At 42.8% G+C, this 19,635-nt stretch carries 24 protein-coding genes; 19 read left to right on the plus strand and 5 right to left on the minus strand.

Annotated features, from left to right (window positions below):
* Positions 1 to 133 precede the first annotated feature (133 nt).
* The 13 genes from gvpJ (M8E35_RS22610) to gvpA all read left to right on the plus strand — a co-directional run bounded on the left by gvpJ (M8E35_RS22610) (position 134) and on the right by gvpA (position 7,443).
* Positions 134 to 340: a gas vesicle protein GvpJ gene (gene gvpJ, locus M8E35_RS22610; protein ID WP_034140498.1), complete on the plus strand. Its 207-nt coding sequence runs from the start codon at positions 134 to 136 to the stop codon at positions 338 to 340.
* 147 nt (positions 341 to 487) lie between these two features.
* Positions 488 to 901, plus strand: a complete 414-nt coding sequence (locus tag M8E35_RS22615; RefSeq protein WP_252472776.1) for a hypothetical protein — start codon at positions 488 to 490, stop codon at positions 899 to 901.
* Positions 902 to 906: 5 nt separating this feature from the next.
* A complete protein-coding gene (gene gvpN / locus M8E35_RS22620; protein WP_252472778.1) occupies positions 907 to 1,791 on the plus strand; it encodes a gas vesicle protein GvpN in 885 nt (294 codons plus the stop codon).
* A gap of 348 nt (positions 1,792 to 2,139) precedes the next feature.
* Entirely contained in the window at positions 2,140 to 2,364 is a 225-nt protein-coding gene (gene gvpJ / locus M8E35_RS22625) for a gas vesicle protein GvpJ (protein WP_135552872.1), read from the plus strand.
* 15 nt (positions 2,365 to 2,379) lie between these two features.
* Positions 2,380 to 2,652: a gas vesicle protein GvpO gene (gvpO, locus tag M8E35_RS22630; protein ID WP_252472780.1), complete on the plus strand. Its 273-nt coding sequence runs from the start codon at positions 2,380 to 2,382 to the stop codon at positions 2,650 to 2,652.
* 531 nt (positions 2,653 to 3,183) lie between these two features.
* Positions 3,184 to 3,903 (plus strand): GvpL/GvpF family gas vesicle protein, encoded by a 720-nt coding sequence (locus M8E35_RS22635; RefSeq protein WP_252472782.1) that lies wholly within the window; start codon positions 3,184 to 3,186, stop codon positions 3,901 to 3,903.
* A 37-nt stretch (positions 3,904 to 3,940) separates the two neighbouring features.
* A complete protein-coding gene (locus tag M8E35_RS22640) occupies positions 3,941 to 4,147 on the plus strand; it encodes a gas vesicle protein GvpG (RefSeq protein ID WP_252472784.1) in 207 nt (68 codons plus the stop codon).
* Positions 4,144 to 5,406 carry a GvpL/GvpF family gas vesicle protein gene (locus M8E35_RS22645; RefSeq protein ID WP_252472786.1) on the plus strand — a complete coding sequence of 421 codons (1,263 nt, stop codon included), beginning with the start codon at positions 4,144 to 4,146 and terminating at the stop codon, positions 5,404 to 5,406. The genes M8E35_RS22640 and M8E35_RS22645 overlap by 4 nt, the downstream gene beginning before the upstream one ends.
* Positions 5,399 to 5,599 (plus strand): gas vesicle protein, encoded by a 201-nt coding sequence (locus M8E35_RS22650; protein ID WP_252472788.1) that lies wholly within the window; start codon positions 5,399 to 5,401, stop codon positions 5,597 to 5,599. The genes M8E35_RS22645 and M8E35_RS22650 overlap by 8 nt, the downstream gene beginning before the upstream one ends.
* Positions 5,596 to 6,345 carry a GvpL/GvpF family gas vesicle protein gene (locus M8E35_RS22655; protein ID WP_289710979.1) on the plus strand — a complete coding sequence of 250 codons (750 nt, stop codon included), beginning with the start codon at positions 5,596 to 5,598 and terminating at the stop codon, positions 6,343 to 6,345. Before M8E35_RS22650 ends, M8E35_RS22655 begins: the two co-directional genes overlap by 4 nt.
* Positions 6,342 to 6,674, plus strand: coding sequence for a gas vesicle protein K (locus M8E35_RS22660; RefSeq protein WP_252472792.1), 333 nt, complete (start codon positions 6,342 to 6,344; stop codon positions 6,672 to 6,674). The genes M8E35_RS22655 and M8E35_RS22660 overlap by 4 nt, the downstream gene beginning before the upstream one ends.
* Before the next feature lie 18 nt (positions 6,675 to 6,692).
* Positions 6,693 to 7,043 carry a gas vesicle protein gene (locus tag M8E35_RS22665; protein WP_252472794.1) on the plus strand — a complete coding sequence of 117 codons (351 nt, stop codon included), beginning with the start codon at positions 6,693 to 6,695 and terminating at the stop codon, positions 7,041 to 7,043.
* Positions 7,044 to 7,227: 184 nt separating this feature from the next.
* Complete coding sequence (gene gvpA / locus M8E35_RS22670; RefSeq protein WP_229250374.1) at positions 7,228 to 7,443, plus strand: gas vesicle structural protein GvpA; 216 nt, start codon at positions 7,228 to 7,230, stop codon at positions 7,441 to 7,443.
* A gap of 91 nt (positions 7,444 to 7,534) precedes the next feature.
* Here the strand turns inward: gvpA and M8E35_RS22675 are convergent, their stop codons facing one another.
* From M8E35_RS22675 to M8E35_RS22695, 5 genes are all read right to left on the minus strand, one after another.
* Positions 7,535 to 8,581, minus strand: coding sequence for a glycosyltransferase family 4 protein (locus M8E35_RS22675; RefSeq protein WP_252472796.1), 1,047 nt, complete (start codon positions 8,579 to 8,581; stop codon positions 7,535 to 7,537).
* Positions 8,582 to 8,715: 134 nt separating this feature from the next.
* Positions 8,716 to 9,666 carry a CgeB family protein gene (locus M8E35_RS22680; protein ID WP_252472797.1) on the minus strand — a complete coding sequence of 317 codons (951 nt, stop codon included), beginning with the start codon at positions 9,664 to 9,666 and terminating at the stop codon, positions 8,716 to 8,718.
* A gap of 217 nt (positions 9,667 to 9,883) precedes the next feature.
* Positions 9,884 to 11,692, minus strand: coding sequence for a hypothetical protein (locus M8E35_RS22685; RefSeq protein ID WP_252472799.1), 1,809 nt, complete (start codon positions 11,690 to 11,692; stop codon positions 9,884 to 9,886).
* Positions 11,693 to 12,030: 338 nt separating this feature from the next.
* Positions 12,031 to 13,518: a YncE family protein gene (locus tag M8E35_RS22690; RefSeq protein ID WP_252472801.1), complete on the minus strand. Its 1,488-nt coding sequence runs from the start codon at positions 13,516 to 13,518 to the stop codon at positions 12,031 to 12,033.
* Positions 13,519 to 13,671: 153 nt separating this feature from the next.
* Positions 13,672 to 14,679 (minus strand): glycosyltransferase family protein, encoded by a 1,008-nt coding sequence (locus tag M8E35_RS22695; protein WP_252472803.1) that lies wholly within the window; start codon positions 14,677 to 14,679, stop codon positions 13,672 to 13,674.
* Positions 14,680 to 14,837: 158 nt separating this feature from the next.
* On the opposite strand from M8E35_RS22695, the gene M8E35_RS22700 reads away from it, so the two are divergent.
* The 6 genes from M8E35_RS22700 (at position 14,838) to M8E35_RS22725 (ending at position 19,531) form a co-directional block, all read left to right on the plus strand.
* Positions 14,838 to 15,074, plus strand: coding sequence for a hypothetical protein (locus tag M8E35_RS22700; protein WP_252472805.1), 237 nt, complete (start codon positions 14,838 to 14,840; stop codon positions 15,072 to 15,074).
* A gap of 279 nt (positions 15,075 to 15,353) precedes the next feature.
* Complete coding sequence (locus M8E35_RS22705; RefSeq protein ID WP_252472807.1) at positions 15,354 to 16,475, plus strand: glycosyltransferase family 4 protein; 1,122 nt, start codon at positions 15,354 to 15,356, stop codon at positions 16,473 to 16,475.
* Between the two features lie 72 nt (positions 16,476 to 16,547).
* On the plus strand, positions 16,548 to 17,534 hold the full coding sequence (locus tag M8E35_RS22710; protein ID WP_252472809.1) for an SDR family NAD(P)-dependent oxidoreductase: 987 nt from the start codon (positions 16,548 to 16,550) through the stop codon (positions 17,532 to 17,534).
* 18 nt (positions 17,535 to 17,552) lie between these two features.
* On the plus strand, positions 17,553 to 18,245 hold the full coding sequence (locus tag M8E35_RS22715) for a sugar phosphate nucleotidyltransferase (protein ID WP_252472823.1): 693 nt from the start codon (positions 17,553 to 17,555) through the stop codon (positions 18,243 to 18,245).
* A gap of 211 nt (positions 18,246 to 18,456) precedes the next feature.
* Entirely contained in the window at positions 18,457 to 18,849 is a 393-nt protein-coding gene (locus M8E35_RS22720) for a hypothetical protein (RefSeq protein WP_252472825.1), read from the plus strand.
* 346 nt (positions 18,850 to 19,195) lie between these two features.
* Complete coding sequence (locus tag M8E35_RS22725; RefSeq protein WP_252472828.1) at positions 19,196 to 19,531, plus strand: hypothetical protein; 336 nt, start codon at positions 19,196 to 19,198, stop codon at positions 19,529 to 19,531.
* Positions 19,532 to 19,635: the final 104 nt, after the last annotated feature.

Raw genomic sequence — 19,635 nt, forward strand, 5'->3', positions numbered from 1 at the left:
GGAATTTAATTGCTGAAAAGCTTGCACAACTCACTCAAAAGAGACATAAATTGGGAGTAGAGAAGAGTAGAAGAGCACTGGACGCGATATTTCTCCAAAAACTCTTTTTAATTTAGAAAGGAAGGTAAACAGAATGAAAAAAGACATTGATTCTTCAAGCTTAGCAGAAGTTGTGGACCGCATCTTAGACAAAGGTATTGTTATTGACGCTTATGTCCGTGTATCTCTTGTGGGAATCGAACTTCTTGCGATCGATGCTCGTGTAGTTATTGCGAGTGTAAACACCTGGCTGAGATATGCAGCAGCAGTTGGCTTAACAGAGCTTCATCACGACTTCTAAACTGGATGAATTTTGTTAGGGAGGGGGAGAAACTCCCTCCCATTTATTTATACCAGTCTGTTGCCAAGGATTGCGAGAAGGGACCGCCTTATCTAAGGCTCAGCTCCAGCTAAGTTTTCTATAATTAATAGCAAAGGAGAAAAAATGATGAGCATAAATCTTGCCGAATTAGGACGTGTGTTATGTCAGGAGTTTGACCAAAGGCAGCTGGAATTGAACACACTCCATACGGAAGTTCGGAAAAAGGTAATAAACGAACAAAAAGAACTTGTTAAGTTGCGAAATGTTGATAGTGATAATCAACAGATAGCAAAAAAACAAATTCTGGAAGATGCAAGTGGTTTGCTAGATAAGTACAGAGCTGACAGGAAGACCATGGTGCAGGGTTTGAAGGCTGAAAGAGTTTCGCAAATCAATGAAATAAAAACCTGGATTAATGAGCGGGGAGAAGAATTGAAGGGCTGGTATGAAGCGGGAGGTTATATGTCAAGAAAGCCTAAAGAATCAAAGGGCGGGTATAAAGCGGAAGGTCATCTGTTAAGAAAGCGTACAGGGAGGTAAGGCAATTGCCGGATGCATTTATTGAAACCGCATATTTCAAGGACCTTACGAACCGCGCTTTGCTCTATCTCCAAGCCGGTTATGCCGTTCATTTTTGTGGACCGGCTGGAACGGGAAAGACTGCTCTGGCAATGCATGTCGCTGAGCTTTTGGGTCGCCCGGTAGTAACACTTCAGGGCAACGACGAGTATAAACCCTCTGACTTGGTAGGAGGGAACTCGGGAATGCGCAGGAAGAAATTGCTCGATAACTATGTTCATTCTGTTTGGAAGGCTGAAGAATCCATGGATAGTATTTGGTATGACGGAAGAATAACTCATGCCTGCAGAAACGGTCATACTTTTGTCTATGACGACTTCACACGCTCCAGACCAGAAACCAATAATGTACTCCTTTCTGTCTTACAGGAAAAGACTCTAGATTTATCGGCAATTCAAAAAGGAGAAACAAGGTTAACTGTCCACCCGGATTTTTCAGTACTTTTTACCAGTAATCCATCAGAATATGCAGGGGTACACGTGCTTCAGGATGCGTTGAAAGACCGTGTTATCACTATAGCGATAAAAGGTTTAGATCGTGAATCTGAGGTGGCTATTGTTGCAGGCCGATCAGGTTTGCCCTGGCGGGAAGCAGCTAGAATCGTTGATATCATTCGAGGAATTCGAGGAAATGATATCAAGAAGCCTAGTATTCGTGCTGCGATCATGGTCGCTACAATCTTGGCTACAAAAGGATCAAAACCTTCCAGCTCAAACCCATTATTCTATCAGATTTTAATGGATGTCATTGGTTCAGAAATTTCTTATGAAAATGACGGCGAAAACAATTCTTTACTAATTAAACGTATTGAAATGGAATTAGATAAATACACCCCAGAGAATAGGAAGTGAAAATGATGCGTCAGCCTTTACCTTTAAGGCCGAAGCTAATACGACCTCCAATACGCGATCATAAACCTAGCTACTTTCAGATGCATGTATACGACCAGGAATTACAACGACTCGTGGCAGAGCGAGCTGAGATAGCTAAAAGAGTTAACGTGATAGAGGAAAGAGTAAAGATCGTTCAGAAGGAATTACTCAAAATAGAGCGGATGCTTAAAAGAAGTGCATCACTCGTGAGGTAGCTTTGAGCATTACTGTTGGCCTTAAAATAAAACATGAATTTTTAACTTTTGTCATGATTTCTGATCCCTATCATATATATGTCATAGGCAAGGTTAGGGAGGGGGTCAGATCATGGCATTAAGTAAAAGCGTAGAGTCAAGTAGTTTAGCGGAGGTCATTGACCGTATTCTTGACAAGGGAATAGTTATTGATGCTTTTGTCAGAATTTCATTGGTTGGAATCGAACTCATTACCATTGAAGCGCGTATTGTGATCGCTTCAGTGGATACCTATTTAAAATACGCTTCCGCCATAGGGCTTACCCTTGCTGACTCTTCCTCGATAATGAGGAATTAAAGGAGGAGATGAAGCATGGATATTCAACAATTGGTTAATGACGTAAAAACCTTCTTTCAAAGTGTTTTGGAAAAGGAGGCAAGTGTCATTGGCGTTAGGCGGCGAGAAAACGGTTGGATAGTACAAGTTGAAACGATCGAGGATTCAGACTATCAGCGGCGCAGAGCACTTGACGACGTTGTCGGGCTTTACGAGGTAGAAGTCAGTGGAAATTTAGAAATTTTAGGGTACAAAAGGATCGGATTGCGTGAACGAGACGAAATTGGTCAAATAGATGACGAGGAATAGGGAGTTAAAGTCGTGTGGGTGACATGACTTTCTTTTTTAGGCACCAATCAGAAAGTCTAATTTCGGCTCGGCCTTTATCCCTATCACGACAGCATGCCTTTTATGGCGGTGTTCTATTCTGAGCAACCTCGTTTGGGGCATGACCAACAGATCGGTGCAACTAGGCGGTCGTCTTCAAAAGGCTTAACCCCTAGCCAAGTTTTCGTTATACTAGACCCCCATGCCGCTAACGGTACCAATAAAGTATTGAAAATGGGCTGTTTTTAGGGTAGTCAGAAAGTATAACTTATCGTTGTATTCTTTCTGGAAAGTCCCTTCTCGCCATCCTTGGCTGCAGGGACACTCGGCCATCACGGCGTCTTGCCATCCGTGGCGGCGCTCTAATCTCGAACGTCCTGTTCGAGTCATGGGTAGCGCTTAAGTGCAACTAAGGCTACCGACTGCGCTTGAAGACTTCTCCGCTAAGTTAACACGTGCGAAGACAGTGTCTTCGGGCGCTGGCCAGGTTTTCTAAATAAGGGGGAGGGAAATTTGTATTACTGTTACGGTATCATTCGAGCAAACTCTATGGAAGTTGAATTGCTGAAATTAGGCCCTGAGCAAGAGCCTCCCTGCCTCATAGTGGAAGGGGATCTTGGGATGCTCTGTGCTAAGATTGAAGGTGATTTGATGACAACAGCGACGAGAGAGAGTATGAGTCGCTACACGGAAGTACTTTGCCAAGTTATTAAGCACACCACGGTAGTTCCTTTGCGTTTCGGAACCTTATTTGATCAAGAAGAAGAAATTCATAGAGTTCTTAAAAAAGAGAAAAAGCGTTATTTGAGGTTTCTCACTAATTTAGACAACAAAATAGAAGTCGAACTCAAGGTTTGGTGGAAAAAAGAGAGTTTCCAAGAAACAATGCTGAAAAACAAACGCTTAGGGCGTCGGAAAAAAGCGATCGAAAGAGGAGAAGGCCAGGGTTACGATGTTGTAGAGTTTGGCAAGGCAATTATGGAAGTGGCGGATTATGAGCGTAAAGAAGTAGAAAAGATATTTATCGCAACGCTTCGTCCCTTAGCCGACGAGTGGTTGGTCAAAGATCCAATGGATGAATTCCAAGCCTTTGATGGAGTATTTTTGGTCGAACGCCAAAAGGAAGAGGACTTTGATCAAGCCGTTGGAACTCTTTACGAAAAGTATACTGCAACGATGATTTTTAAATATACAGGCCCTTGGGCACCACACCACTTTGTAGAAGAAAAATAAATGGTAGGTTAATCTCAGCCTGGAGGACGGATAAGGTATGTTTAGATTTCCGATTTGGGCAATCAGACAAGTTATTGAACATGCAGAAGCAGAGTACTATAGTCCTGAAGCCATACGGCGAGAACTCAGCCAACGGCAGTATATGCTAGAAAATAAAGAGATTACCCCAGAGGAATATCGCGAACATGAAAAGCGACTATTTGCACGATTGATGGAGGGTCAGGAAAGAGGGATAGAAGAATGAAGTGGTCCCCTCAAGGGTGGGAACAGAAAGTTGAAAGGCTTATCAATCAATGCGAGGACAAGGTTATCCTAGAATTAGAAGAAATCATTATGGCTCGTTTGAGAGAGGCAGGTGAAACTGTCATCCAAGGTCTTCTTGAGGCTCCAGTGAAGATAGGGTTTTCAGGAATTGAGCAAAGAGAAGACTTTGAGGAGGATAAAGAGGACCCAAGAAGTATTCCCATTGATGTCAAGAATACTAGTCAAGTCAACGAGGTGCGTGATTTTAGCAAAGCTGGTTACGCACCATTAGCTAGTGAACTCGTTCAACCAAAGTTAAACATCGAGACTTCGGTGACGAAAGCCTCCAGTGGAGGGCTTCGCCAAAGCCGCTCGTCCCAAAAAGAACTCTTAGCGGCGAAGGAGGAGTCTACCCCCTCCGAAGCAGAGTACGGGGTACCGCTCCCACTTGTAGAAGTAGGAGTCTCACGATTGGATGAAGAGGTTTTATACGCATTTGGCATTATTCAGGTAAATCAAGAGAGCATGGGTGATTTACTTGGCATGGAAGACAGACCCTGTCGTATTGTTGAAAATGGAAACCTGGGTATGCTTGTCTGCCCAGTCCTTCAAAAAGAGTATAGTGAAGAGTCCCTCCATCTTTATATGGAGGATATGGCCTGGGTGGAGAGTCATGCGCGGCGTCACGAAGAAACTTTATTGAAAACATTGGAAGGTAGGTCTATCATCCCCCTTCCATTTTGCACCATATTTACCGATGAGGAAAATATCAAAAGACAATTAGCACAGAACGCGGAGGAGATTCAAGCTGATTTGCAAAGGCTAGGAAACCACAATGAGATGCATGTTAAACTCTTTGTCGATCGTAAACAGCTTTTAGAAAAGCTACATGAAGAGCTACCTTATTCAGGTGAGCAAAGCGGAGGGGGGTATTTTCAAAAACGTCAATGGGAGAAAAAGATCGAAGAGGAAATGGAACGAGTCATGAATGACTATGGCGAATCTCTTTATCAAGATTTAAACGATATTTCTGCGGAAGTAATCCTCTTAGATAAGGCGGGAGTTGTTGCGCCGGAGGGACAACAGGTTGTCTTTGCGGTGCAATACCTAATGGCTAAGGAAAGCCGAGAAGAATGGGATAAAAAGCTTAAAGAATTTGACGAAGCGGCTGATTCATTAGGGTTTATTTTAGATGTATCAGGTCCTTGGCCTCCCTATCATTTTTCTCAATTAATTAAGGAGGAAACTATGAGTGGGTGATATTGCAAATTCAAAACAAGTTACGCTCCTTGAAGTTGTGGAGAAATTGCTCGATAAAGGAGTCGTTATCTCTGGTGATCTTATTCTTAGCTGTGGTAATGTCGATTTAGTGTATTTGAATTTAAAACTTATTCTCACCTCTGTACAGACGATGCTCGAAGGAAACGCCATAAAGAAAGATGTGAATCTATGAAACTGCCCTATCTTTTGGGTTTTGTACGTAATTGTGTCGATTTACCCAGCGAGCCACCATTGTTCACAAGATTGACAACAGTAGGAAAGCACAGTGTAATTTGGTGTAAGTCCCCAATGGAGACTTTTACCACAAAACAGGACTTTCTATTGGCTATGTTGCAGTGGTTTGAGAAAATCCAACATCTTGAATTAACGGTGCTACCGATACAGTCTGGGGTGAGTGTTTTAAATGAGGGCTACTTGGAAGGGCTTCTACGAATTTATAAAAGAGAATTGGATCTATGTTTTGACAAAGTGGAAGGGTGCTCGGAGTATTGTTTGACCATCATTCAGAGGGATCAGGGCTACGCTCATTTATCATATGCTTCGTTGCGAGAAAATGTGAGTAGTGGAAAGGAGTACCTTGATCGGGTAAGGATGTGGCATCAGATGATGGAAAGGGAAGTATTGCAGGCTAGAGAGGTAATTTTAAATTTTTGCTTACGGTTAACCCCGTGGATTAAAGACTGTTGGTCTGAAACCCCTCAAACTCAGGGGGAAGGAATTAATTTGAGCTTTTTAGTGCCTAATGCATGTCAACAAGAGTTTATCAATGAATTGAAACTACTTTTGGCTGAAGTTAATGTCACGGATAAATGGACGGGACCGTGGCTTCCTTTTCATTTCAGTTCATTTACTTTAAAACCGGAAAGGTTCCTTATTCACGAATCTTTGAATTGGGGCAAAGGGAGGGTTACCTCATGATCGAGGAAGACGAATCAGGTGCAAAAATCGCAGAGTGCGTTATAGGTTTTGAAGGACAAAGTGCTGCTGGGCGTGTTAATGCTAATCAAGATAATGCGGATCAGGGGCTCGCGAAGCTTGTACTCACTTTGGTGGAATTATTAAGGAGAGTTATGGAGCATGAAGCTTTGCGGCGCATTGATGGTGGGACTTTAACGGAAAGAGAAATAGAAGAAATGGGAGAAACTTTCTTGAAGCTGGATAACAAAATGATTGAAATGCGTGAGATATTTGGACTAAAAGAGGATGATCTAAACCTGGATCTAGGGCCTTTGGGAAATCTTATGTAGGGAGGGGTGGGGAGAAACGTGGCAATTCAACATTCGAACAACAGTAGTGGTTTGGGAGATCTCTTAGAACGAATATTGGACAAGGGGATCGTAATCGCCGGGGATATAAAAATATCGTTGGCTGATGTTGAGTTATTAAATATCAAAATACGCTTGCTAGTGGCATCCGTGGACAAAGCTAAAGAAATGGGAATTGACTGGTGGGCGCATGATCCTTATCTTTCATCACGCGCGAGAGTATCTGAGCAACAAGCGATTGCTGTAAATGCAGAACCAGTTCAGATTCAATCGGATGAGGTCTCGGAAGATTGCACAATGCCCAGAGAAGAGAAAGAATCGATATTTAAAAGACCAAAATATCGAAATTAACATAGTGAGAAAAGGGAGGGTGAAAGCCTTCCCTTTTCTCACTATGTTAATTTTATCCATGACTAAACGTTTGTGGATATATTCAGCTCAAAGTTTCCTTTATGAGAAAGAATAAAGATTATTAATCACCCTTGTCCGTTGTTGGACATATGCTATGGTAAGACAGGGAGAGGAGGGGAAATGCATGAAAAAGGACGTCGATTCCTCAAGCTTAGCAGAAGTTGTTGACCGTATTTTGGAAAAAGGAGTAGTCATCGACGGATATGTGAGGGTTTCTCTAGTCGGTATAGAACTTTTAACCGTCGATCTTCGTATCGTAATTGCCAGTGTTAATAGTTTTTTGAGATATGCCTGCGCAGTGGGGCTAACCACCGAACATCATCACGGCGACCTGTTTTAAAAAAGGGAGGGAGAAATCCTTCCCTATATTTTTAGATTGATCGTATTCTGAAATAGGGATAGTCATAGACGGACTTGTAAGGACAATTGTTTTATGCCAGTGGAGGGGATATTTCCTCCGTTCTTACATTGTACATACTCTCTCTACCAATGACTGTTTTATAAGCTTCTAATGTGATCTCTGCAACTTTAGACCAAGTATATAGGTTGTGTATGTGCTGCATTAAGGGCAGGGGAGAGGCATTAAAGGATTGTTCAAGGGCAGTACGTAAGCTTAGATCGTCTTGCGGGTGCACATAAAGGGCCATATCCCGGAAATACTCCTTAGGACTTCCTTGGTCTGTTGAGATCACGACAGTCCCGCACGCTCCAGCCTCTAAGCTCGACAATCCTGGGGTTTCAAACCAACTGGGTAAGGCATGTGCTTTGGCCGCCGAATAAGCCGAAGCAAGTAGTGCTCCCTGCAGAGTGCCAATATGGGTGACGTTTGAATGAGATGCTACACTTTTATAATAATTTAGGTCATTAACAGGCCCTAGGAGAACGAGAGAAAGATCAAGATTCTGACAAGCCTTTGCCAACCAAAGTTGGTTTTTCCGTGGGGAAATTCTTGCAGCACAGAGCACAAAATCTTTGGGAAGATTAGGGAACTGTTCCCGGAATAGCTTAGGATTTGCGCCGATGAATGAATCTGGAAACCCATTCGGAACCACTTGATAGGATGCAGATTTGAGAAAATCTTGTTGGAGAACGTCCATCTCAATTTGACTATTGGGGAGTAAGAGATCACATTCGCCCACGAGTCGAGCACGCATGGGTTGCATATGTTTCCAGGCTGCTAGAGCATTGGGACTTGCACCTTCTCGCTTAAAGTAAGCATTTGGAGGCCAATAAATGGGAGAGAGGATAATTCCTTTTCTTTGCTTTTGGGCATTAAGAAAGAACATATAACTTTCTTTAATACGCGTGATATTGAAAATATGAACTAAGTCATAGGGAGTAAGATCAAGATTAGGATCAGCGGAAAGATGCACTTCAACGCCAAGCTTTTTTAGCTCTTGCCCGGTCAATACTATTTGCACAGTATCACCGGCAGGGGTTTTCAGAAAGTCCGGGCGAGCTTGGAAAAGTACTTTCATAAAGAATCCTCCCCAAAGATAACTCGTTATAAGAAATGTAAAGGTGTGAAGAATATTAGAATATAAAAAAATCAAGATAAAAAACTACTAACTAAGAACTATAGGAATTAAAAATTATAAATGAGTAAGACGAATTATAGCTTTTGTAGAAACTTATGGACAGACTGGATACGGTGTTGATAAGTATGGTTACGGTAAACTTCTTCTTGACCTTGGCGAGCTATTTTTTCTCTTAGGTCTTCGCGGCCTAAGTAAAAACGGACAAGCTCTAACGTTTCATCAGGATGACGGCTCCAGACGAGATGGACATGGTTTTTAAAATGGTTTTCAACGGCAGGCGTCCAATGGGTTAGAAAAAAGGCTCGACAACCTAAGGCTTCGAAAGTTCGCATGCTCATCATCGTAGGAGAGTCAATCACAGAATTTAAGCCTAATACAATTTTAGCAGAAGAATAAGCACATGGTAATTGATCATAGGGTAAATAGCCTTGATACAATTCGGGTTCCAAAGTGTAGTGATCTTTGTTTGCTATCCAGTCCCTATTCCCGAAAACCTTTAAATCAAATGGTCCTGACCGCAACGGAGAAAGGACTGTTTCTAGTCCAATTCTCCTTTGAGGATACGAAGTATAGTAATTGGCAACGAGAAGTAAATCGCAAGAATACTGAAGTGATGGTTCTGTCGGCCGATGGAAAGAAGGATTACAGGCAAAGTGAAAATAGAGAGCTGGTATTTTATCCCGCTGATAAAGAGGTAGACATTCCTTGGCGGGTGTAAGAACCAGACTAGCCCCTCGTGCCAAAGGACGAGACATAAGGCGCCAGTCTGGGGGATCATCAATGGCCCAATAGATTAATGGGAGGGAATGTCGGCGTAAAAGTGGGAAAAGTTTTTGGGCCACTGTGGAGATCGAAACTCCTTCAGCTAAAGCAAATTTAGGCTTCCAGGTCTTTAATAAATTAGTCAAACGGTCTTCCCAACCCGATTGGTGAACGGGAATATATCGAATGTCATCTAATGGGGAAAAACCTGAGGCCAGTCCTTGGCACAACAAAGATGAATTATTCAAAAAGAGAACATTCATTAATAGTGTCTCCATTGATGTTTAGATTGTTCAATCGCAACTTCTAAGGTTTTAATCAAGGTTGCGGAGTTAATTCGGTATTGTTGAGCAGCCTGCTCAACACTCATATTGAGTAAGCTTTTCGCCCCTCAACCAGATGAAAGTATTCCGAACTTACGAAGTGTTTTAGCTGTCTGAGGATATTTACATAGAATATCCGCGATGTTGGTGGTTAAATCTAAGTGATCCATTTATTCCAAAATCCTCCTTTGTTCTTAGCATCGTCCTTTTCTGATTGAAGTTGACAAATCTGTGTTTCTAGTTTTTCAAGTGATGAGTCACTCTCTTCTTGTTTAACAAGCATGACACGGAGAACCTGTGATAGACTTTGGGTTTCCTTTTCCAGATTGGACATGGCTTCCTTGACCGGTTCAAGTTCATCAAAGGGTGGTGGATCTTCTTGTTTGGATTGAAGAGCATTTTCGGAAATTACTTCTATTACTTGGTCAAACTTGGAGAGCATATTTTGAACTGCAAGACTGAGGAGTGTGTTTTCTTGTTCGAGATGGGCGACTGTTTTGATCAAAGATTGGAGTTGATCTGGTTCTTTACTTGGCATCGAATGAAGGACCTCCTCGGTAAGGTTCTCAGGAACTAGAGTTTCTTCGAGAACTTCAGACTTCTCAGATGGTTCGGATATTTGAGATGTTTCATGAGTTTCGGGTGTTTCAAATAGTTTGGGTACTTCAGGGCTTTCGGGAGTTTCAGAGGTTTTAGGTATTTCCGCTACGGCTTCAGGTATTCCGGGTAATTCGATTACATCAGGTAACGGTGGTTTTTCTGGCTGGCTTGGTGAATTTAGTTCACGCAAGTGTATTGTTGCAGGGATGCCCGTAAGAGGGTCACTATGTGAAGAGAGTTGGTCTGGATAGAAGGCCGGTACGGGAGGTGGAGTAGGCGTGGGAGAAGAAATCGGAGAGTTAACCTGGTTAGAAATAGTGTAATGGGGTGTAGGTGACGGAGTCTGAAAATTAACGATGAATCCTAATTCGCGGTAATATGCCGGAGTGTGCCTCAGTATTTGATCTTCTAACCAGTAAGTCTGATGAAAATATTTTCTGTCATTATGAACCCATTGTAGGATTTGTTTAAAAGGGGTGTGGGAAGCGAGCATTTTCCACCCTTTGCCATCGTTTTGCATAAGTATTTCTTCTCCAGTAGAAACAAGGAGCCACAATACTCCTCCTATCTCTAAAGCACCGATACTTTTGCAAGGTAAATTGAACGTTTTAATTGGGGCTAGTGACGGATGCCAATTATTAGCTAGTTCGTGGGCATCCAACTTCTGGGCTGAACGGAGTTCGAACTGACCTGTGGATGTTTTAACGACCCAAAAGAGATGATGAACATTGTCGGTTGTCATAAGTGCAGCCATATCCACGACCTCACCGGGTATTTTCAATGTTTCGGTTGGAGATCCCCATATGTGAAACGTTCCATTAAAGCGATTTGTAAAGAGAAGAGAATGTCGTCCTTGGAATGTTACGGTGCAAAGATGAAGATTGCCTTGACTATCTAAGTTAACGTGATAAAGAGGTTCTCGGGGGTGAACGACCTCACCCATATGATTACTGTGCCAAGAGTTTCCATTCCAGAATCGGTGTTCAATACGCCAAAGTTCGGGTATGGATTGGTGCGTGGAAGCGTAAAAGATATGTATTACCTTACCTTGTGGAAACAGAAAGAGCCTGCGATAGCGTTTGCCACGTACATCCAGTTTAGCAATTAAGGTTGTCTGGGGTGTACCTGCTCCAGTAATAAGGGTGTAACACAGATCTCCACTAGATTTGAGTATAACAAGATGAACGGTTTTAGAATCAGTCATAATCCCATGAGCCAAAAGAAGAGGTTCCTGGATTCGATAAGAGGGTTCATGACTGTGTGCATTAAACAGCGCGCAGCCCTGAGAGTCGATATGTAAGTATGAAGATTCACTTTCATAGGTTAAGAGGAGGGGGTTAAAAGTGTTTCGAGTTAAGAAAGCCAATACGATCACTTCCTTTTTTCATTATTTAAGTGATCCATCCCGTGTATAGAAAACTTGGCTAGCGCCAAGATTTTGGTCGCCGGAGATCGCCTTAGTTGAACTTATGCGCTGGCCATGACTCTACAGGACGTTCGAGATTAGAGCGTTGCCACGGATGCAAGGCGCCGTGATGGGCCGAGTGTCCCAGTAGCCAAGGATGGCATGAAGGACCTTCTAGAAAGTATATAACGATAAGCTCAACTTTCTGACTAGTATAAGAAAGGGCCGTTTATGGACGACCCTTTCTTTAAGAAGGGCAATGATTTATAAGAAGAGGGTGAATAACACATCAAGAGCGGTTACCGACAAGTATCCTGCTGTGGTGGGAAGAAATCACTTGGGAATGGGGTAAGGGTTGTATCAAAGAAATTGACACATGGATTTTCTGGAATATCAGGGAATTCCTCGCAAATAGGAGGTTCAGGGCAGAATCCAAAGGCTGGAATGAGAAGTTGAACGAGGCCTGTAACTTTAGTGATGACAAAGCTTCCAATGGCAATTTGAATTGTTGTTGTTGTAAAAAGTGGGCTCGTTAATACTTCTGTTCTTGTTTCAACGCGCAAATTAAAGTCGAATTCTGGTCGTGTTGGTGGGAAGTACATGACGATATCTTTGTTGATATCTGGAAGGGTGCCTGTGACTGTAAACAAGACTCCGGTTGAATCCCTTAAAGTTAACGTATAGGGAATTTGAATTGTGAATTGAACTCTGGAGAAGTTTGGCCGCGCAGGAATGGGTGTAATAACGACACTGCCAGGAACAATCACACCAGTAGAAAAGGTCATGCTTACAAAGGTGAAAGGAGGAACACCACCAATTGGTAAGGTAACGATGAAGGCAGGGAAGCATTCCCTTTGCAAACAGCTGGCATAAACTTTTTCAACGATAATGCAGACAGATTCGGTTATTTCCTCAAGTTGATAAGGGTCCGTCAAATCGATGGGGTCACTAGGTGATAAGGCTGAACCCACTCTTCCCACGGTAACACCTCGTGGTGGGAATGATGTTGGTAATGCAGCGGCGATGGTGTTGGTTAGAGTGTTGATGATGCTTATTGAGCTGTCGCCTTCGTTAGCAACCCATAATTGTGTGCCATCACCAGTAACATCTAGCCCGAGGGGGTTTATCCCAACTGGTATATTAGTTATAACGTTAAGTCCTGTGGTCGAGATCACGCTTACGCTGTTGGATCCGAAGTTGCTTACATACATGAAAACAGGATTTACAGGGTTCGCAGCAATCTTTTGCGGGTTCGAGCCGACCGGGATGAGGCTTAATAGAGCATTTGTTGCGGTGTTAATGACACTGACATTGTTGCTGCCACTGTTGACTACGAAGAGCTTAGTATTGTCTAAACTAACAGCCAGACCATTAGGTGAAGTTCCTACTGGGATCGTTGCGATGACGGTATTGGTTACTGGATTGATGACAGAGACTGTATTACTGTCGCTATTGCTTACGTAGACACGACTGCCATCACGGGCAATAGTGACATCGATCGGCCCTGAGCCAACCGTAATGGTGCTTACTACAGTATGAGTTGGAATGCTAATAACGGAAACAGTTCCACTTCCAGAGTTTGTCACATATGCTGTAGTACTAGTAGGGTCAATAGCGACCGACGTTGGGGCAAGACCTACTGGGATCGTAGCTAAGACTAGATTTCCGGCGGTGCAAATGACGGAGACTGTGTTACTACCGAAATTAGGGACTAAAACCTTGGTACCATCCGGCGTACGTCTTGGGAAAGCGGGCGCGATCCCTACGGGAATGGTAGCGACTAGCACATCGCTGTATACATTATATATGGCGACTGCGTTGTCGAGTGTTACCCAAGCATGGGTTTCAAATAGCATGTGTGTATTCCCCCCTTTTTTAATTCGAGAAACGAGTAAGACTTAGTAGCTTCAACGTATACTATTCGCTCGTCGATTAGGGTGTTACACGCTATTCTTGATTGTATAAGCCCTAATAAAAATATACTGAAGCATTCGGCCGGCCCGTTCGCTCCAATCGTTTGCTTGAGCGAAGGCCATTCTTTCTGCTTTGTTCAAATCTTCTTCTTCTAATAGATGTCGCAGGCGCAGAGAGAAAAGTTGAGGGCTGCTTTCAAGATTGATTTTGGGAATGGTAAGCAGTTCAGGAAGTGGTGTCCCCAAAACTCGTATTCCCGTTGCGTAATATTCATAAAGTTTGATCGGATTGCACCCTTTGGTCATTTCTGTTTGACGAAAGGGAATCAGACCCAAATCAAAGTTATGGAGATAATTTGGAAGTTCCTGATAAGATTTTAGTCCTAGATAGAAAACATTTTTAAACTTTAATGGGAACTTATTAAGCTGAAAGAGAGCCCCCAGAAAAACAAAGTTTATTTCCGGATTTTGTTGGATCACTACCTCAAGAAGCTCCCAATCTACCCAAGGGGCAATTGCTCCACTATATCCAACAACGAGCTTACCCGATGGAAGATCTGTTGGGCGGTAAGGAGGGGCGGGCGAAAAATGGACGTAGTCTACACCATTGGGGACTAGGTAGACATGAGGATGCCGGTTAAGAAAATATTCATAAATACTGCTGCTGCTGCAAAAGATTAGATCTGCTCTTTCAATGATCGTGGGATAATAGGGTGCCCAACTGGCAAACTCCTCTTTAGGCTCATCCACCGCATCATAAATAACAAGGTCTGGGTCATATTTTTGTATTAAATTGATATGAGAAGGAACAGTCAACCAAAGGATTCGCGGCCTGGGGTGGGGAACAGCCATTGCTGGCGATCCTTGGCAGATGAGAAGAGACGGAGATAATAGGGTGATTTTAGGGTTTGAAAAGTTGCCAAGGTCTTCATAAAGAACAGTTTGGCCGGATGCAGAAAATCTACCGAATAACTGTTGTGGGCGTTGAAACATCCAATTCCAGGGAATTGAGGGAGGGTAAATAATCGTAGGCATTTGTAACCTCCTCGTTGACCGTTTACCGAAAATGGTCGGTACATAGTATCAGGATATGCAGAAAGAGATTAAGCGGGAATGAAAGTCTTGTACCATTTGTTAAATGAGATCATATTATAAAGTAAAGGGATGTCCTTGTTTTGAGCAGGGGGTGGGTTATGGAAGAGGAGGTCCAGACGATTAAGAAGGATATTGCGGAAATCAAGGAGGCGGTTAAGGACGTATCAACAGTCGTAAACGATATGCGTGTGCTACTAGCGGGTAACTATATTACAAAACAGGACTTTGAGGATTATAAAAAGGGAACTGAAAATAACCGTCGTTGGTGGTCGGGTTTTGTCATAGCCTTGGCCGGAGCATTTGCGACAATAGTGAATGTTCTTTGGAACCATTAGTATAAGCAGGAAACTTAAAAGCAAAAGAAGTCTGCCAGTATAGCAACAGGCAGATTTTTTTGCTTTCAAAAATAGGTTTTCAGGAAAAGCAGACACGGGGACGGTTCTCTTGTCTAAGCTCAGGGCTAGACAAGAGAACCGTCCCCGTGTCTGCGTGAAAAGAAGTTTTAAGGTAATTGAAATAATAACTCTAACAAGTCGGAAGGCTTGTGCATAAAGTATTACAAATAGTCAACCTTGAGAATTGTTGACACCGCCAAAAGATAGGGGGGTGATTCTTTGAAGATCTTAACCTTAACTAACGAATTTGAAGATGAAAGTTTTGGTGGCGCGGGAACAGCAGTTACTGGAATGGTGCATGTGCTTGATCGTATGGGTGTACAACAAACCGTGATAGTACCACGCAGTGATTGGAATATGCCGAGATGGGCTTTATTAGGACAACAGATTAAAGTTTTGTGGCTGCCTCGTAACAGTCATTATTTCGGTTACCTGGGGATGATTAAGGCAGATGTGGTGTGTCAGGAGTTTCCGGAGATTTGTCAAGGATGGGATATAATTCATAGTCATGCCATCAATTTTACACCTTTGGCCTATACCCTGTCCCAAGAGGTCGTTCCAATTTTATATTCGGTATATTCCTTTTTACGCAAAGAGTTAGGAGACTCACCAGAGTCTGAGTTACAGGCACAATTTAAGATACAGGAAGAGCTATTCATGCGTTGTCAACGGATTCAACTCATAAGTCAGAGCGAAAGACATTATTTGGCAAATTATCTTCCTCAATATCTTGCCAAAACAGAGGTTTTACCGCTCGGTATAACCATACCTTTGGAACGTTGGCGGCCAGGAAGTATCAATGAGCTTTTGTATGTTGGAAGGTTAATAGATTATAAAGGGATTGAGGATCTGATCAAGGCCATTTCAATTCGGCAGAGAAGTGGTCGGAAAATTCTTCTGAATATTGTGGGTAAGGGAACAGATTCTTATGAAAGTTATCTAAAGCAGCTTGTTAAGTCCTTGAAGCTAGAGGCTTACATTCATTTTCACGGTCGAACACCAAGTTTAGAGGTACGGAGATGGATGGCGAGTTCTACGGCTCTTGTTGTTCCTAGTCGACGTGAAGCCTATGGATTAGTGGCCTTAGAGGGAATGGCGATTGGGACTCCTATCATAGCCTCAAATGCTGGGGGTCTGGCAGAAGTTGTACCAAACGCTTGCGCCTTAACCTTTGAAGCAGGCAATGTCGCTCAGTTGTCAGAAGCTCTAGCAAACCTAATTGATACCCCATCTCTTCAAAAATCACTCTCCATCAAAGGTCGTGAGAATGCATTAAGGTTTAAGTGGTCTCAGCTTGCGCCTAGATATCTTGCCCTCTTGGAGCGTGTTAAGGGAAAATAACTACGGTGTCAGATAGACAAAAACTGACATACCATATATGAATTACTGAATAAGAGGGGATGGGAAAGCGTAATGTGGGAGCGAAAGCAGGTCTTGGTCACAGGAGCAGGGGGATTTATTGGCAGCCACTTGACGGAGGCCTTGGTCAAAGCGGGAGCAAAAGTTCGTGTTTTTATTAGATATAATTCTAGAGATGGACGTGGGAACCTAGAGGATTTAGAGCCAAAGTTACTCGACCAGATCGAAATAATTGCCGGAGACTTACGTGATGCAGATGTAATCGAACGAACGGTTAAGGGGTGTGACGCAGTTTTCCATCTTGGTGCTTTGGTGGGAATTCCGTATTCCTATAAAAATCCTCGAGAGGTTGTTGAAACAAACATTATGGGAACGTTTAATATTTTGACGGCAGCACGCGACCGTGGAGTGGAGCGAATCGTACACACTTCAACGAGTGAAGTTTATGGATCTGCACTCTATGTCCCAATTGACGAGTCTCATCCTCTTCAAGGTCAGTCCCCATATTCAGCCAGCAAAATCGGGGCAGATAAGTTAGCCGAGAGTTTTTACGCTTCTTTCGATTTGCCGGTAGTAACCGTAAGACCGTTTAATTGTTATGGACCGCGACAATCTGCTCGGGCCGTCATACCCACGTTGATTACTCAGGCTCTGGCGTGTAAAGAAATTCGTCTTGGCAACACAGAAACCCTGCGTGACTTTACGTTTGTCACGGATACAGCAGATGGCTTTATAAAAGCAGCGCAGAGTAAAGAGGGCTTTGGAAAGGTAATAAATATTGGTTCGGGAAGGGAAATTTCGATTGGTCAACTAGCCGAGATTATTATAAAGACCATTCAGAGTACGGCAGAAATCGTAGTGGATGAGGCGCGAGTTCGCCCGAGCCGAAGCGAGGTTAACCGTCTTTTAGCGGATAATCGTTTGGCTAAAGAAACGATCGGTTGGGTACCTCGGGTGTCACTGGAGGAAGGGGTCAAAAGAACTGTCGCCTGGATTGCCAGCCATATGAATCGTTTCCAGGTTGGGAAATATCAGATTTAGAAGGTAAGGGGGGAGATTATGCAGACTATTATTCTAGCTGGGGGCAGAGGGTCACGACTAGATCCCTATACCCGAATTTTGCCAAAACCCCTTTTTCCCATTGGGGATAAACCTATAGCGGATATCCTTGTGCATCAACTAAAATGCGCGGGTGCTACTGAAATAGTAATGTGTTTAGGATATCTCGCAGATTTTATAAAGCTTTACTTTCAGGACGGCAGTCACTTTGGCCTTAATATTCGTTATTCGATTGAAACTGCACCTTTAGGTACGGCAGGTCCTTTGAAAATTGTTGCAGATTTAGAAGATAATTTTTTAGTGGTCAATGGAGATGAATTAACCACCTTGGATTTTGGAGCGCTGTATGGACACCATATTGCGAGCCGAGCAGACATGACGGTCGCTGTACACAAAAAGGCCGTTTATTCAGCATTCGGGGTCTTAGAGATTAAGGATGGTCAAGTGACCGCCTATTCTGAAAAACCAACCCTCAATTATTGGGCCAGCATGGGGATATACGTCATCAATAAGCGAGTTCTATCATTAATTCCTGAAAATGAACGCTTTGATATGCCGGATCTAGTTAAAGCGCTCCTTTCTGAACATGCACAAGTTGTAAGCTATGATAGTGAAGACCTTTGGTTTGACATCGGGACACCGGCTGATCTTGAAAAGGCGAAAGAGGTGTTCAAGGAGCTAAAGCTTCCTTAAACAGGACTGCGGGATTTCTGACATGGTACTTTCAACAGTAATATAGATTTAGATAATTAGAATTTGTACTTTTCCAGAATGAGTAAGATAGTTGAACGAGGGTAGAGAGAGGATCTTTACAGCAGTTATGAACACTTTGATAAAGCTAAGCATATAATGGAGCAGATGGACAACTCAAGAGCTGTTCAGTCAAAAAAAAGGAGGAAAAATAATGTCGGAACTAGAATTTCAAGGGATAGGATCAGACGATGAGCTCCTTCTAGAAATACAAGGTTGCGTAAAACAATGTAAGCCAAAGTGGGTTTTTTGTCCCTGTCCAAAGGGCGGTCAAGGGCTTGTTGAAGACAGCTTGTTTGTTGTTAGACGGCATAGAATTTTCTGGGTTGTTCAGCTTTGCAAAACAGGTGCTATTGCCTTTAGAGAAGTTTCACCGCAGTTTATGGAGATATTTTCCGAAGTAATAGTGGGGGCTACGAGAATTTTTGTTGAGTTTGACCATTGCCATAGAATAAAAGAATGGATTACCATCCAAGATAAAGAATGCTGCCCAGATAAACTCCCTAAAGATATACGCCCAGATACTTTTTATCAGGCTGACTTCTAGCAAAAGCTGTAACAAACTTGTTTGAAGGGACCCATATATTCAAAGAGGAATCACACGATAATAGTTCATGCGCAGAGCCGATGCCTCATCGCTAGAGGTGTCAGCTCTGTTTTTAATAGTATCCATTCGCTATTATCTAAGAGAAGGGGCCGTATCGAAACTAAGTTTTAAAGTGGTCCCCATGTCAAGGACATTTTGAAAAAGGGGCATTATAAAATCAAGATGTTTCATATACACTCCTGATAAGGAGGAGATATGACAAAAGCACTGGTTGTTGCATCCCTGCGGATACAATTTCCAGTGCTTTTATTCATAAATCATATCTATATAGCTTATGGAAAAGTTAATGAAATCATTGGATATCTTCAAGGAATATATGTGCAGTTCGCAAGTGCCAAACTATGTAAGGCGCTACTGTGATAACCTTGATGAATTCAAATGGCAGTGGTTTTATAATCAAATGATAGAACCGATGGAATTCGTGGCTGATTCGGATTATCTGTTTTATAGTTTAAAATGGATTCTAAAGTACGATTTTGACGACCTTGGATATGCGGTTTATTTTCAGACCATCATGAATCCTGAAATGTGGCCGGAACCACTCATCAAGGATGAATGGCGGACAATCCTTGAAAAGAGATATCAGGAACGCTTTCATAACGATATATCTGAAATGCACTAAGACAAGAATGACTCTTCGGGTAGTGTAAATTGTAACTTTGTTTTGGTAATACTATAAATGGCTCTTATCTGCCAGGGGGATAGGGCTCTGCTGGAGAGCAACCC

Source organism: Desulfosporosinus nitroreducens (assembly GCF_023897015.1).
In the GTDB taxonomy this organism is placed as follows: Bacteria; Bacillota; Desulfitobacteriia; order Desulfitobacteriales; family Desulfitobacteriaceae; genus Desulfosporosinus; species Desulfosporosinus nitroreducens.